This window comes from Gilvimarinus xylanilyticus, from assembly GCF_024195295.1.
Classification (GTDB): Bacteria; Pseudomonadota; Gammaproteobacteria; order Pseudomonadales; family Cellvibrionaceae; genus Gilvimarinus; species Gilvimarinus xylanilyticus.
Genome location: NZ_JAMFTH010000001.1, coordinates 1,181,812 through 1,195,384, shown reverse-complemented (window position 1 = coordinate 1,195,384; position 13,573 = coordinate 1,181,812). Strand labels below are relative to the sequence as shown.

The 13,573-nt window shown below is 53.2% G+C and carries 10 protein-coding genes; 7 read left to right on the top strand and 3 right to left on the bottom strand.

Going from position 1 to position 13,573, the window contains the following annotated elements; all coding sequences use genetic code 11:
• Positions 1–28: 28 nt before the first annotated feature.
• Positions 29–607 (bottom strand): porin family protein, encoded by a 579-nt coding sequence (locus M6D89_RS05055; protein ID WP_253966934.1) that lies wholly within the window; start codon positions 605–607, stop codon positions 29–31.
• 356 nt (positions 608–963) lie between these two features.
• Here M6D89_RS05055 and M6D89_RS05050 point away from each other — a divergent pair, with 356 nt between their 5' ends.
• On the top strand, positions 964–3,522 hold the full coding sequence (locus M6D89_RS05050) for a pectinesterase family protein (RefSeq protein WP_253966933.1): 2,559 nt from the start codon (positions 964–966) through the stop codon (positions 3,520–3,522).
• 111 nt (positions 3,523–3,633) lie between these two features.
• Here M6D89_RS05050 and M6D89_RS05045 read toward each other — a convergent pair whose 3' ends face one another.
• Positions 3,634–5,634 (bottom strand): VacB/RNase II family 3'-5' exoribonuclease, encoded by a 2,001-nt coding sequence (locus tag M6D89_RS05045; RefSeq protein WP_253966932.1) that lies wholly within the window; start codon positions 5,632–5,634, stop codon positions 3,634–3,636.
• Positions 5,635–5,731: 97 nt separating this feature from the next.
• Between M6D89_RS05045 and M6D89_RS05040 the strand changes: the two genes are divergently transcribed.
• The 3 genes from M6D89_RS05040 (at position 5,732) to M6D89_RS05030 (ending at position 9,905) form a co-directional block, all read left to right on the top strand.
• Positions 5,732–7,450 (top strand): potassium/proton antiporter, encoded by a 1,719-nt coding sequence (locus M6D89_RS05040; RefSeq protein WP_253966931.1) that lies wholly within the window; start codon positions 5,732–5,734, stop codon positions 7,448–7,450.
• 226 nt (positions 7,451–7,676) lie between these two features.
• Positions 7,677–9,353, top strand: a complete 1,677-nt coding sequence (locus M6D89_RS05035; RefSeq protein WP_253966930.1) for a methyl-accepting chemotaxis protein — start codon at positions 7,677–7,679, stop codon at positions 9,351–9,353.
• 24 nt (positions 9,354–9,377) lie between these two features.
• Positions 9,378–9,905: a shikimate kinase gene (locus M6D89_RS05030; RefSeq protein WP_253966929.1), complete on the top strand. Its 528-nt coding sequence runs from the start codon at positions 9,378–9,380 to the stop codon at positions 9,903–9,905.
• 53 nt (positions 9,906–9,958) lie between these two features.
• Here M6D89_RS05030 and M6D89_RS05025 read toward each other — a convergent pair whose 3' ends face one another.
• On the bottom strand, positions 9,959–10,291 hold the full coding sequence (locus tag M6D89_RS05025) for a type 1 pili tip component (protein ID WP_253966928.1): 333 nt from the start codon (positions 10,289–10,291) through the stop codon (positions 9,959–9,961).
• 594 nt (positions 10,292–10,885) lie between these two features.
• Here M6D89_RS05025 and adk point away from each other — a divergent pair.
• From adk to tsaB, 3 genes are all read left to right on the top strand, one after another.
• The gene (adk, locus tag M6D89_RS05020; protein WP_253966927.1) at positions 10,886–11,542 is read left to right on the top strand and encodes an adenylate kinase; all 657 of its coding nucleotides are present in this window, start codon (positions 10,886–10,888) and stop codon (positions 11,540–11,542) included.
• Between the two features lie 462 nt (positions 11,543–12,004).
• Positions 12,005–12,691: a hypothetical protein gene (locus M6D89_RS05015; RefSeq protein WP_253966926.1), complete on the top strand. Its 687-nt coding sequence runs from the start codon at positions 12,005–12,007 to the stop codon at positions 12,689–12,691.
• Positions 12,692–12,801: 110 nt separating this feature from the next.
• Entirely contained in the window at positions 12,802–13,494 is a 693-nt protein-coding gene (tsaB, locus tag M6D89_RS05010) for a tRNA (adenosine(37)-N6)-threonylcarbamoyltransferase complex dimerization subunit type 1 TsaB (protein ID WP_253966925.1), read from the top strand.
• Positions 13,495–13,573: the final 79 nt, after the last annotated feature.

The following is a 13,573-nucleotide window of genomic DNA, read 5'->3' as shown; positions in this document are numbered from 1 at the left end:
CCACTATTGTAGCCTTGCCGGAGAAAGACTAAAAGTTCATTCTTGCGCCTAGCGAAATGGATTCACCTTCGTCTGAAAAGCTGGTGTCCAGGGTGGCGGCCAGCGCGTTTGTAAACCAGTAATTGGCCCCCAGGTTGAGCTCGGTGGTGTCATCAAAGACGGTGTGATGCGCCACTTCTGCTTTACCTTCCAGCTGTTGAAACATCCAACCGCGTACCCCCGCAGCCGCGACTAGGCCGGTGTCGCTATCGCCATGGTCCGGGTCAGTGCGCTCTACGCTCAAGGTGCCGTATAGATCCCAGCCCCGGGTCAACAGGGTGTGGTAGCCACCGCCGGCGCGCAAGGTGGTCGACCCGCAGCCTTTGTCCCCACTCACATCCGTAAGGTTGCCCAGGGCGAACCAGTTATTGTCGATCGCGTAGCTACCATATGCACTTAAACCATCCTGGTTGCAGTCGTAATCGTCCAAATTCTGTTCGGTATATTGTAGGCCCCCATAGGTATAGTTGACCGCGGTTGCACTGTTTGACTGAGCTAGGCTAGGGGCTGTGGATAGTGCCGCGACAAGGCCGATAGACAGGGTAAGAGGGTTAAGTGGTTTGACCATAATGTGACTCCTCAAGTCGAGTTAAATCTGGTGTCGAACTATATTGCAAATGCTAAGCCATTGCCCATGAATAGCTAATATTTTGTGGTTTCGGTCTCGTTTCGAGCCGCTTGAAGCCTCAGTTGGTGGTTATCTGATCAGCCCTAAGTGATTGATATTGTAGCTTTTACCGCTCGTGCGAGACGTTTCTACAAAACCCTTAATAAGGCCGTCTCATAAAATTTATCATACGATTGTTTTGGCCTGACTAATGTTGTATTGTTGGTAAGGCCATATTGTTTGGTGTGGTCAGGACGACTTTTTGTGGAGCCATCTTATCCGCAAAGTTTTTACTCAAAAATAATAAGGAACAGCGTATGAATAGAATGCTATTGTTGTCAGCGGCGGTGTTAATGGGCACCTTGGCCGGTTGTGGCAGCGACAGTGATGACGATGAAGCGATTGTCATTAAAGTGCCTTCCGAGCAAGACTCGCTACCCGAACCCGAACCCGAACCCGAACCCGAACCCGAACCAGAAGTCCCAAGTGGGCCCTATGTGTGCCCGGAAACCGGCCTGTATTTCTGTGAAGATTTCGCCTCGGGTGATTTATCGCGCTGGAATATTCTGGCCGCTCCCGATAATACGAAAGGTGCGACCGGTCAATTCGATATTCTGGACGATAATGGCAACAATGTTCTGCGCTATACCGCCGCTACCGCAGGTCCCAACAAAGTAGACGGCGAGCTGTTACTGGTCACCCCAGAAGCCTTTGCCGATGTGCCTGCGGCGGATTATTTTGTCGAAGCGAGAATCCGGCCGCGCCAAAACAGTAATACGGCCAGTAAATTTTTATACATGATGGCGCGCTATGACAGCCCCGGAAACTGGTATGCCGGTGGTTTAAACGTGCAAAACTCCTCCAGCAGTACCAAAGTTGAGGTGGCCAAAAGTGAAGACGGTTCTATCTCTCGTCCGGTGCAGGCGGGCAAGCCGATTTTACTGGGCGAAGCGGGCGACACCGATGGGGTTTGGTACACCGTGCGTTTTGAATTGATTGGCGATGCATTAAGTGTTTACCTAAACGGTGAAAAGCTAGGCACCAGCGAAGAAAACCTCTACAGCGAAAAAGGATTGATTGGGCTTTATACCTACAACCGCTCGTTTGAAATTGACGATATCAAAGTGGGTGACCCGGCGGTAAAGCCTGTGCAGTTAACACTCGACTACGCTGAACCCAGCTGGGAAGTAGAGGCCGGTAATGAACCATTGCAGGTCACAGTGTCGGCGATGCAGGATGACGGCGTCACTGCGGATACGTTTAGTGTTGAATCATCCGACCCGGCTGTCGTCGCCGTTGCCGTAGAGGGTGATCGTGTCAGTCTCACTCCGCTGACGAAGGGTGAGGCCGAAGTCAGTTTTACCAGTGGTTCCGATCCCAGTATTGTTCGCACCATTGATGTCATGGTCGCCGAGGGTTTTACCATGCCGTCGGCCCAGTACGGAGACCTGAATGGCAAGGTAATCCCCGCTCCGGCCGCCACTGATGTGCATATTGATCAATCTTTTGCTATCACCTTTGACGATGTCCCCGAATTGGGAGACATAGGTTCCGTGCGAATCTTCCGTGCCAGTGATAACACCTTGGTGGATGTGATTAACTTAGGCGCAGAGATAGATCACATCGGCTATCGTGACCAGGATCGGGTGCGTAGCGTGTACTACCAGCCCTTTACCATAGACGGGAATACCCTGCATATACAGCCCCACACCGGAGTGCTGGATTATGGCTCGCAATATTATGTGGCGATTGGTGATGGTGTGGTGAGCGCCACCCTTAATGGCAGTGAGTTTGTCGGTCTGGGGGATACCAGCGGTTGGCAGTTTAGCACCCGCGCGGAAAAACCTGGTGGCACAGAGGTGAGTGTTGACGACGATGGTGCAGCAGATTTTCGCACTGTGCAGGGCGCATTGAATTATGTCATGTCCGAGGTGGCGAAAGACGACCCTGCCGTGATCAACGTGCGCGATGGGGCCTATCGTGAAATGTTATTTTTGCGCAACAAGAATAACTTAACCATTCGCGGTGAAAGTCGCGATGGGGTAGTGATTCACTATGATAACTACGAATCACTGAACGGCGGTTCGGGCGGCAGTGCCGCGCCTAGTTCCGGCACCCCCGGTGGTGGTCGCAGTGTATTTTTAGTGGAAGGGGCGGATAGGTTAGTGCTGGAGTCGCTGACGCTACAGAATGATCATATTCGTCGCAATGATGCCTCCAATCAGGCGGAGACTATTTATTTTAATAGTAGCCATCGTCTGATTGCGAAAAATGCCAACTTTATCAGCGAGCAAGATACCTTGTTGTTAAAAGGCTATACCTGGTTTTATAACACCTTGGTAGCGGGTAACGTGGACTTCATTTGGGGTTACAGTGTCGCATCTTTGTTTGAAAACAGCGAAATTCGATCCTTGGGTGATTCGCGCAGCGCGTCGAATGGCGGTTATATTTTGCAGGCTCGCACCCAGAATGAATCAGACCCGGGTTTTGTGTTTTTAAACTCCCGCCTGACTCAAGGTGCGGGTCCAACCGGTAATATGATTCCAACGGGGGCCTCTTATTTGGCCCGCAGTGGGGGCAGTGGCGATTATTTTGATAATGTGACTTTTATCAATTGTGCCATGGATAGTCATATCAATCCCATTGGTTGGGCCGGAGAGGGTGTCAACAGTCAACCCGCGCCTAACCCATCGGTTGCCAGCGCAACCTCTGGCTGGCGCGAGTATGGCAGTACCGATCTGAACGGTGCGCCGCTCGATTTAACCGCGCGCGAGTCCGGTTATGTCTTGTCGGCTGGCGAGGCGAGCGGTTTTATGGATCGGGCGTCGGTTTTTGCCAGCTTTAATGGCGGTGAGGGTTGGGTTCCTGAACCATAAAGCCCATTCGTCGATTAATCCCGCAATCAAAATGTGGGGTTAATTGTTTGCAAAAAAATACGCCGGCAGTCGCCGGCGTATTTTCTATTAAACACTGGTGAATAACGCCTGCTAGGTGTCGGCTTGATCAAAAGCCTTTAAGCGCTCGGCGATCGCCTTATCCACTAGCTCTAGGTTAATGCGTCGGCTATTTGTATCGACACTTTTCACTTTTACGGTTACCGGCTGATCCAAAAAGAACTCATCGGAATCCGTTCTCAGTACTAATTTTCGACTGTCAAACTTAGGTTTGGGTTGGCCTTTTTCCGCGAGTTGGACAAAGCCGTCGGTACCCACATCATCCAGTCTTACGTTAATGCCCCGGGCGGTTACTCCGACAATGGTGCCGTGATGCACAGTGCCTTCTTTATCGGCCATGTACTGACACAGCAGCCACTGTTCCAGAGTGCGGCTGGCTTGTCTGCCATTACTGAGGGTCGCCTGCAGTTGGGTAACCTCAGAGTCGGTTAGGGTGGGTAAGGTCTCGCCTGCGAGGATTGCTTTCAGTATCCGGTGGTTATAAAGGTCTTGATAGCGCCGAATGGGCGAAGTGACGGTCGCGTAAGCGTTAAACCCCAGACCAAAATGACCCAGGCTATGTTGAGTCAGGCTGCCCGCTTGTTGCATGCGTTGCAACAATGATAATAACTGCCCCTGCTGGGGATCTGAGGGAGCGTTCTGCCTTAAGGTTTTGAACAGTTTTTGGAAATTATCCAACCGGGTAAAATCCAGCTCGGCAAGTTCGGGGATGACTTCCTGAATCAGGCTTTTTACATCCTCCAGGCGTTCGGGCCGAAAGCCTATATGGCTTGAGAATATGGCGGTGTCGGGGTATTTAAGGAACAGCTCGCCCGCACAGATATTGGTGGCCAGCATGGCTTCCTCGACGACCTTTTGCGCCGTGTTACGGGAGCGTTTTTCAATCCGCTCAATTTTCTTTAAATCGTTAAGCCAGTATTGGTAGTCGGCGCGGTCTTCCATAACCAGGGCGTGTTCCTGGCGATGGCTCAGGCGCGCTTTTGCGCACTCGTTAAGCGCTTGTAAACTGGTCGTAATCGCTGCGGGCAACTCTTTTTGCAGCGTGTCACCGCTGTTATCCAGTAACTCGCTTACCCCTTGGTAACTGAGTTTGTGATGAGAGCGAATATTGGCCGTCGAGAATCGGTAATCGGTAATTTCCCCGCTGCGCGATATTTCCATGCGGCATACCAGTGCCGGCTTTATCGCATCGGGTATCAAAGAAAACGTCTCGTGAGAGAGCTCGGTGGGCAGCATGGTCACCGGGTGCCCCAGCAGATACAGGGTGCTAACCCGCTCGCGCGCGGTCTGCTCCAGCGGGCTATCTGGCTCAATCAAGCTGCCGGGGTCGGCGATAGCGGTGGTTAACGTCCAGCCAGTTTCGGTTTGCTCCGCGTGAATGGCGTCATCCATATCCCGGGTGAATTCCGAGTCTATGGTGACCAGAGGTAGGGCGGTCAAATCCTCCCGCTCTAGCTGGTTCAGTGCGTCGGGGGTGATTTGCTGGGCCTGGGCGCTCGCGGCGTCTGACCACTCGGACGGCAGGTCGAATTTGGCGCTGATGTAGCGCCCCTCAATGCCGGGTTCCTCAGGCTTGCCAATGCGGTTAATCACGCGAATTTGGGCTTTTCCCTGGTGTTTGAAGGGGTGGCGAATCAGCTCACATTGGACTAAATCACCCTCGCCGCAATTGGTACGCTCCTGTGGAGGGATAAACAGCCAGCGGGAGAAGGGGGGAAGGTCGGGTTCGACAAAATGCGCCGGACCTTTGCGGACATAGCGTCCCACAAAGGTTTTTAGCTCGCTGTCCAACAGAGACTCCAGCTGGGCCTCTAGCTGCTTTTTGTCGTTCTCACCCAAGCTGACTTTTACTCGGTCGCCGGGCAGCACTCTTTGCATCTGTTCTGGGTCGAGGAAGGCGTCACGGCCATCGTCAAGGCGAACAAAGCCAAATCGTTTGGCCGTGGGCCGGATGATTCCCTCGGCGTATTCTTTGTGGGCTTCAATGTTGGATTTTAATTGTGATAGCTGCGACAGCGCGTCTTTACTGAGCATGAATAAACAACTTGTTTCTGGCGGCGTTAAAAAGGGAATAATAACACCTATTGGGGTTTCTCGCTGTGATAGCTCGCTTGTGTAGTATTATGTCTCTATGGAATTACTAAATCAGCTCATTTTATTGGGCGCTGTACTGTTTTTGATCAGCATATTGGCCAGTGCGCTTTCGCCGCGCGTGGGTATGCCTTTACTTCTGGTGTTTTTGCTGGTGGGTATGCTCGGTGGCGAAGAGGGCATTGGCGGAATTGCCTATAACGATGTCCAGTCGGCGCTCTTTTTAGGCACCTTGGCCCTGGCGGTTATTTTGTTTGACGGTGGGCTGCGCACTGATATTAACAATTTTCGGGTGGGCTTAAAGCCCGCGCTGGTTTTGGCCTCGGTGGGTGTTGTGATTACCGCCGGGGCCTGCGGTGCCTTTGCCGCCTGGGTCTTGGGCTTGCCCTGGGTGGAGGGGATGTTGGTGGGGGCTATTGTGGGTTCTACCGACGCCGCTGCAGTATTTTCGGTGCTGAATATGCAGGGGCTCGCGCTCAAGGCGCGGGTGGGCGCCACCCTAGAGATAGAGTCCGGTCTGAACGACCCTATGGCGATTTTTCTGACCATTACGGTGGTGGAATTCTTACGCATGGGAGAGACCGGCTTTAACCCATCCATGTTGCTGGGGTTTGCCTGGCAAATGGGGGTAGGTGCCCTAATCGGTGTGGCAGGCGGTCGCGTTCTCGCTTGGGGCGTGGCGCGTCTGGCTCTCAGCCCGGGGCTTTACCCGTTGCTGGCGCTGTTCGGTGGGGTATCGATTTTTGGCCTTGCCGCAGTGCTGCATTCGAGCGGGTTTTTGGCGGTTTATCTCGCGGGGTTGATGGTAGGTAACCGGGTCTCGCGCGGGCTTTATAATATTCAGCGATTTCACGATGGAATTGCATGGCTGGCGCAAATTAGCCTCTTTTTAATGCTGGGGCTGCTGGTTACGCCCTCAGAATTGATGACCTATGCTTCCAGCGCCTTACTGATCGGTTTGTTTTTGATATTTGTCGCGCGCCCTGTGGCTGTAGGGATTTCTCTGTTGCCGTTTCAGTTTTCCTGGCGCGAGCGCTTGTTTATTTCTTGGGTCGGTTTGCGCGGTGCTGTACCTATTGTGTTGGCCATGTTTCCCTGGTTGGCGGGGCTCGAGCACTGGCCATTCTTTTTTAACATTGCCTTCTTCGTAGTGATTATCTCGTTGGTGCTGCAGGGGTGGACCGTGGGCCCGGTGGCTCGCTGGCTGAAGGTGGATGTTCCCACGTCTACTGCGCGGGTTCAGCGCGTCGAACTGGGTGTGCCGGGCGAGGCGGGCTACGAGTTCGTGGGTTATAAGCTATTGTCTGATTCTCCGGCGCTCAACATGGGGTTGGCAGGGCTGCATGACAGCACTGGCGCCCGTTTGCTTTGTGTGATTCGCGAGGGTGAGCCGATCGACAATCCGCTCGAGCAAAGCTTGCAGGAGCGCGACCATGTCTATTTGCTCGCCAAGCCAGATTCCCTAGGCGCGATGGATAAATGGCTGGTAGGGGAGAAAGAGCCCGATCGCCTTTCGGCCCAAGCTTTCTTTGGGGAGTTTGTGGTATCACCACGGGCCAAGCTCGCCGATTTGGGTATGTTATATGGTTTTGAGGTGCCCGCAGAAAAAGCCAACTGGAGTATTGGCCGCTATATTTACCGTCGCTATAAACAGCCCGTTGTGGGCGACCGGGTCAGCCTGGGTAAAGTCGAATTTATTGTCCTGGATATGTCCAATTCCAGGGTCACCAAGGTGAGTCTAAAACTCAAAAGTCCCTGATCCTGTTGCAGGGGCTGCAGACCACGGTTGAATATCAACTCAGCAAGGGTTGTTCACTAACAAGCCTGCTAGTTTGTAAACCCCCGAGAGCAATAAACCGTGACACCACCGATAGCCCCTTCAGCAATAACGTTTTTCGCCGATATCATTAGACCGTCGTCATAGCACGCGGTGTACTACACTGGAGTTATCAGGCTCTGCCCCGTGCTTGGTCGGGGAGCCATAAATGATAACAATTAATATTGAGGGCGCTGGAATGCTGCGTTGGTATAACAATATGGGATTTCGCTGGAAACTGACCATACCTTTGGTCGTGCTGGTGGGGTTGTTTTTGTACTCCAGTATTTATTCGATTTTGACCGCCAAACAGTTGGCCAAAAACGCCGACACGATTGCCGAGGTTAATCTGCAGGAATTACAGTTGATTTTGCAGGCGGACCGCGATTTGTATCAGGCCTTAACCGCCGAGAGAACCGTTTATGTCAGTGCGGTTAGCGGAGCGACTCCCGCGGCTTTGATCGCCGAGCATAAAGAAAATGCCAATCAGGCGCGGGATCGCTTCCTGCAGTCCCTGGCGTTGTCCAATACCAGCACGGCGGCCGAGAAAGCCGAATTTATCACCCTGTTTGAGCGCTGGTATGACTACAGTAGTGCGCTTGCCGCGCGGGCAGCCAGCGGCGACCCCAATGCCATTGACGATTTTGAGCGCGAGGGCTTTGAACAAAGCTACGTCCTTTTTGACGCCGTGCGCACCCATATGGACGTTGTCGGAGAACGGCGCCTGAACCATGTGGAGCAGTTTACTCAAGAAATTAAAGCCGAGGAGCAGGCAACCACGACTCAGCTGATAGCGATTGCGGTGCTGTGTACATTGGTCGCCATTGCCGCGGCGATCATACTGCCCATGCTGGTGATTAAGCCGCTTAAATCCATTAGCAATCGAATCCAAAATATCGCTGAGGGCGATGGCGACCTGACCATCCGGCTCGAGGTAAACTCAGAGGATGAGCTGGGTGAGCTGTCGGGACATGTCAATCATTTCATGGCCCGGCTACAGCAGATTATCGGCCAGATTCGTCACAACACCGAAGAGGTCGCACAGGCCTCGGCAACCATGCTCGAAGTGTCGGCGGGCAGTCAAAAAGCGGCCGACGAACAATGTCAGCAGATAAACATGGTGGTTTCAGCGGTCAATGAGTTGACCGTCGCGATTCACGAAGTGGCGCAAAACACCAATGAAACCGCCGACAGCGCCAAACAGGCCACCGACATTACCGAGGCTGGTAAAGACCGAATTCAAGCCGCGGTGCGTCGGGTTGAAACCCTTTCCGCGCGAATAGGTGAAACCGCTCAGGTAATGGCGCAGCTGGAAGAAGAGGCCAAAAATGTTACCTCGGTTATTGATGTTATTCGCGGGGTGGCAGAGCAAACCAATCTGCTGGCTCTTAACGCCGCCATCGAGGCCGCGCGCGCCGGCGAGCAGGGACGTGGTTTTGCGGTAGTCGCTGACGAGGTGCGAACCCTGGCCAGCCGTACACAGGAATCCACCGAAGATATTCAAAAAATGCTGGCTCAATTGCAGACCGGAGTACAAACCGCTGTAACCTCTATGAATGAATCCAATGAAATGACCGGCGATGCGGTGCGCGCAGCCAATGATGGCGGCGAATCACTGGTGAGTATCCGCGATGCGGTGGGTTCGATTACCAATATGGCGATTCAGATCGCCTCGGCTGCCGAGGAGCAAAGCTCGGTCACCGCTGAAATCGATAAGAATTTGGTGGAAATTAATCAGCTGGCTACGGGCACCTCCGACGGGGCGGCCAAGACCGCCAGCGCCAGCCGCGAGCTAAGCGGGTTGTCAGAGAATTTGCGCGATCTGGTGGCGAGCTTTAAAGTATAGCTTTCGTCCTAGAGGAGCTTTTTCGTGACTCGCAGCAACAGTATTATTCTTATCGGTATGCCCGGTGCGGGTAAAAGCACCATCGGTGTGCTACTGGCCAAAGAGATAGCGCGTGATTTTGTCGACACGGATCTGCTGATCCAAACCCATGTGGGTAAAACCCTGCAAGATATTATTAACGAAGCGGGGCATATGCACCTGCGCGAACTTGAAGAGGCCACCTTGCTGCAGCTACAGGGTGACTACCATGTGGTCGCCACCGGCGGAAGTGCGGTGTACAGCGATGCGGCGATGCAGTTTTTGCGCAGCCTGGGGCAAGTGGTCTATTTGGCTCTGCCCGAAGATGATCTGGTGGAGCGTATCGATAACATGACCCGCCGGGGAATTGCCAAGCCCGAGGAGCAGAGTTTTTCCGAGCTTTACGCCGAGCGGGTGCCTTTGTATGAAAAGTACGCCGATATTACCATTAACTGTTACGCTAAAACCCCCGCAGAAATTGTGGCAGAGGTTATCTACCGCGAAGGAGGCAAATACGCCGAGGTGGATGCCTAGCCTACTAATCGGGCCGCAGCTGAGGGCGCCCGAAGCTTTCGGGCGCAGTCGCTCTAGCGGGCTTTCAACTCCTTAAGCTTTTGCGCGCTCAATGCCAGAAACTCGCGGGTGGGGCCCTTGTCCTCGTAGATTTCGTCGCCCATCTCGTCGTGGGCTATTACCTTGTCTCCCTTCACATAAGGCATAGATTCTTCCAGCTCGTAGAGCGCTGATGCAATCAAATCCCCCAGCAGATGCTCAGTGGTGGTTTTAGGGAACATCTCCGCCAGAGCCTCTACTTTCGCCGCCGCTTCGATGGGAAGTCGAACCTGGTAGCTATCGGAGGTGAGCTGACCGCCCACCGTATCATTCCAGTGTTGCAATAATTCGCCCGGTTTTGTGTCCATGGTGGTTACCTCGTCGGATTGCTTGGATAGGTCTTAGGAGCCTCTGATCAAGTTCCCAGTGGTCTCTGCGCGAGTCAAAACGTTCACTCCCTCGCCGGAAAATGCTCCTGCCTTTCCGGCATTCGGGCAATCCATTGCCCTTGGCGCGCTTCGCAGGCAATGGCCATAGTCCTTGGCAAGAAGTGCAAGCCTTCCGCGTCCTGCTCACGGCCCTTACCTACATCCGTGTAGGCAACACAGCGGATGGACGTTTTGGCCGCGCCCTTCGGGGCTTACAGAGCTTTCCGATCTCTGTGTTGGCTCACCTCACCGGGCCGTCAGCCCGCTTTCAGTTCCCCGCCTTGATCTCGAAAAGCTCTGTAAGCCAGAGGCCACTGGGGACTTAATCAGAGGCTCCTTTAGTGTGTCATTTAACTATAGAGGAAAGCTTAGCTAAAACAAAGGTTTAGCTATGCAGCGCGGCACGATCTTGTGATTCAGCCAACAGCCGTGTATCGTATCGCCTTTTTTCTGTACAGCGCAAAATGGGCGCTGGTTGGCCTTTTTACACAATAAAAGGGGTTGACCGTCATTATATTGAGGAGTGGCAGGCAAATGAAAGTCATCTTATTGGGGGCGCCAGGTGCCGGTAAGGGTACCCAGGCAAAAATGATCATGGATAAGTTTGGCATTCCGCAAATCTCGACAGGCGATATGTTGCGGGCGGCGGTAAAAGCCGGTACACCCTTGGGAGTGCAGGCAAAAGATATTATGGCGGCCGGCGGGCTGGTGCCCGACGATCTGATTATCGCCCTGGTTAAAGAGCGTATTTCCGCTGACGATTGTGTCAAAGGGTTCTTGTTTGACGGGTTTCCGCGCACCATTCCTCAAGCTCAGGCGCTGTTGGATGCCGGCATCGATATCGATCACGTGATTGAAATTGACGTGGCGGACGAAGAAATTGTCAGTCGTCTGAGTGGTCGCCGGGTTCATGAAGCCTCGGGCCGCGTCTATCACATTGAGCACAATCCGCCGCAAACCCCCGGCCTGGATGACGAAACCGGTGAAGAGCTGGTACAGCGCGAAGACGATAAAGAAGAGACGGTGCGTAAGCGTTTGTCGGTTTACCACGAGCAGACTAAGCCGTTAGTGGATTTTTATCAGCAACTCGAAGCGCAAAAACCTGGCGAAGCGCCCAAATTTACCCGTGTTGCCGGAGTGGGAAGCGTAGATTCGATTCGCACCCAGCTATTTGAGGTATTGGCCGACTAATTTCCCGCGCCAAAACTCAACAAAGGCCCGATGTTCAACGTCCTCTTGTCGAGGCGTGATCCGACATCGGGCTTTTTTGTACCTGTATTTTAAGTGGGAAAGACATAGTCTTTGCTTGGCGTGTAGTGCTAGATCGCGGGTTATTTGTGTCTATAGATAATAAACACTAAAAATAAGATGGCGCGTGCGTGTAGTATAAAAGGTGTTTCTCATCGTAATAATTCGCTTAAAACGTCGTGTAAGTGTTACGCGCAATTGATTTGGGTTGTCACGGAATAAATGCAAAAACACCTACGAATAAAAACATGTATATCCTTCTGCTGCAGACGACATTTTTTCAGTTTTTGCTGTATAAACGTGCAATTTGTATATTTTTTAAATATATTTACAATGTTGTTGCAGTTTTAAGGTGCTGTGCACAAAACGAGTCGATAATTTAACGATATTTTTAGGAGATATTTTATGGCCAGAGTTGCGAAAAAAACAGCGCGCAAGACGCCAGCTAAACGTAAGTCCGTAACCCGTAAATCCCCTACGCGCGCTCAAGCGGCGACGGCAAGTGTTGATCCAGCAGTCGCAAAAGCGCAAACCGCGGTCGATAAAGCACAGGCTCAGTTGGATGCGCACAGCAAAAAGCTTGATGCAGCCCGCGCGAAAGCCAAGGCCGCAAAAGCTAAAGCAGCCAAAAGCGCGAAAGCGGTTGATAAGCGCGCTGCAAAAACCGCCGCTAATGGCGTCGCCCGCGCCAATGAAAAAGCGCGTGATCTACGCGCAAAATTGGCGCAACAAAAATCGAACCTGGCAAAAGAAAAAACCTTAGCGGCGGCGCGTGCGACTGAAGCGGCCAGCAAAGCCAAGGTTCAGGAGATGGAGGAGCGTTTGTCTGCGCGCGCGCAATCCGATCTGGAAAAAGCCAAGGCGGCATTTGAGGTTAAGTGGTTAAAGGCCCGTGCGAAAGCCGATGCGCAAAAAGTCAAAGCGGCTTCGCGCAAGTTGTCAGCTAAGGCTAAGGCCGCCGAGAAAAAGGCGAAAGCCAAGTTGCGTGAAATTGAGCGCAAAGAGGCCGCTAAGGCGAAGGCCAAAACCCGTAAGGCGCCGGCAAAACGTAAAACCGCCGCCAAACGCGGTCGCCCCGCAAAAAAGGCGTAAACCCAAAGGTTTGACCCACTCAACCCCTGCCTCGGCGGGGGTTTTTTGTTTCTGGCTTGGTGGTTGCTGCACGATCTGTCAAAATAGAGCTTTTGCCGTGGAGAGAACCCATGACCGCTATTCTTGCCTTGGATACCTCAGGAGAGGCCTGTTCGGTAGCGTTATCTGTCGGGGATCAGCAATGGCAGAGTTACGAACTTGCGGCGCAAAGCCACACCCAGCGCGCTTTGCCCATGATTGATGAAGTGCTGGAACAGGCGCAGATAAGCCTCAAAGATTTGGATGCCCTGGCCATTGCCGCGGGTCCCGGTTCTTTTACCGGCTTGCGAATTGGTATGGGCGTTATTCAGGGGCTGGCGTTTGCGGCGGATTTACCCGTAATTGCGGTCTCAACTCTCGAAGCGCTGGCCTGGCAGCAACTGAATCAAACCCCCGAAGTCGAATGGCTGCTGCCGGCGCTGGATGCCCGGATGGGAGAGACTTATTGGGCGGTATACCGCGTTGTTCAAGGTGAGATCAGCGAATATAAAGCGCCTGCGGCCTCGTCGCCCGAGGATGTTGTGCGCTGGCTGGATGAGCAGCAAATTACGGTGGTTGGTGTTGGGGCAGGGTGGTCGCTAGCGCCCTTGGCGAACTCCGGACACGAGGCGCAGCCCGATGCGAACCTCCGGGCAACATCGGTACTGGCGTTGGCCGAGCAGCAGTGGCTGACCGGTGACGCTATTGACGTGCTCGAGGTCCAGCCAATGTATATTCGCGATAAGGTTTCCTGGAAAAAGCGCGAACGTATTCGCTCCTCTTAGTCTCGAAAACGGTCGGAGCGGCGTGAGAACCCCGGTTTTTACGGAGCGCACCGACCCGACAACTTTCATGGCCGAATAA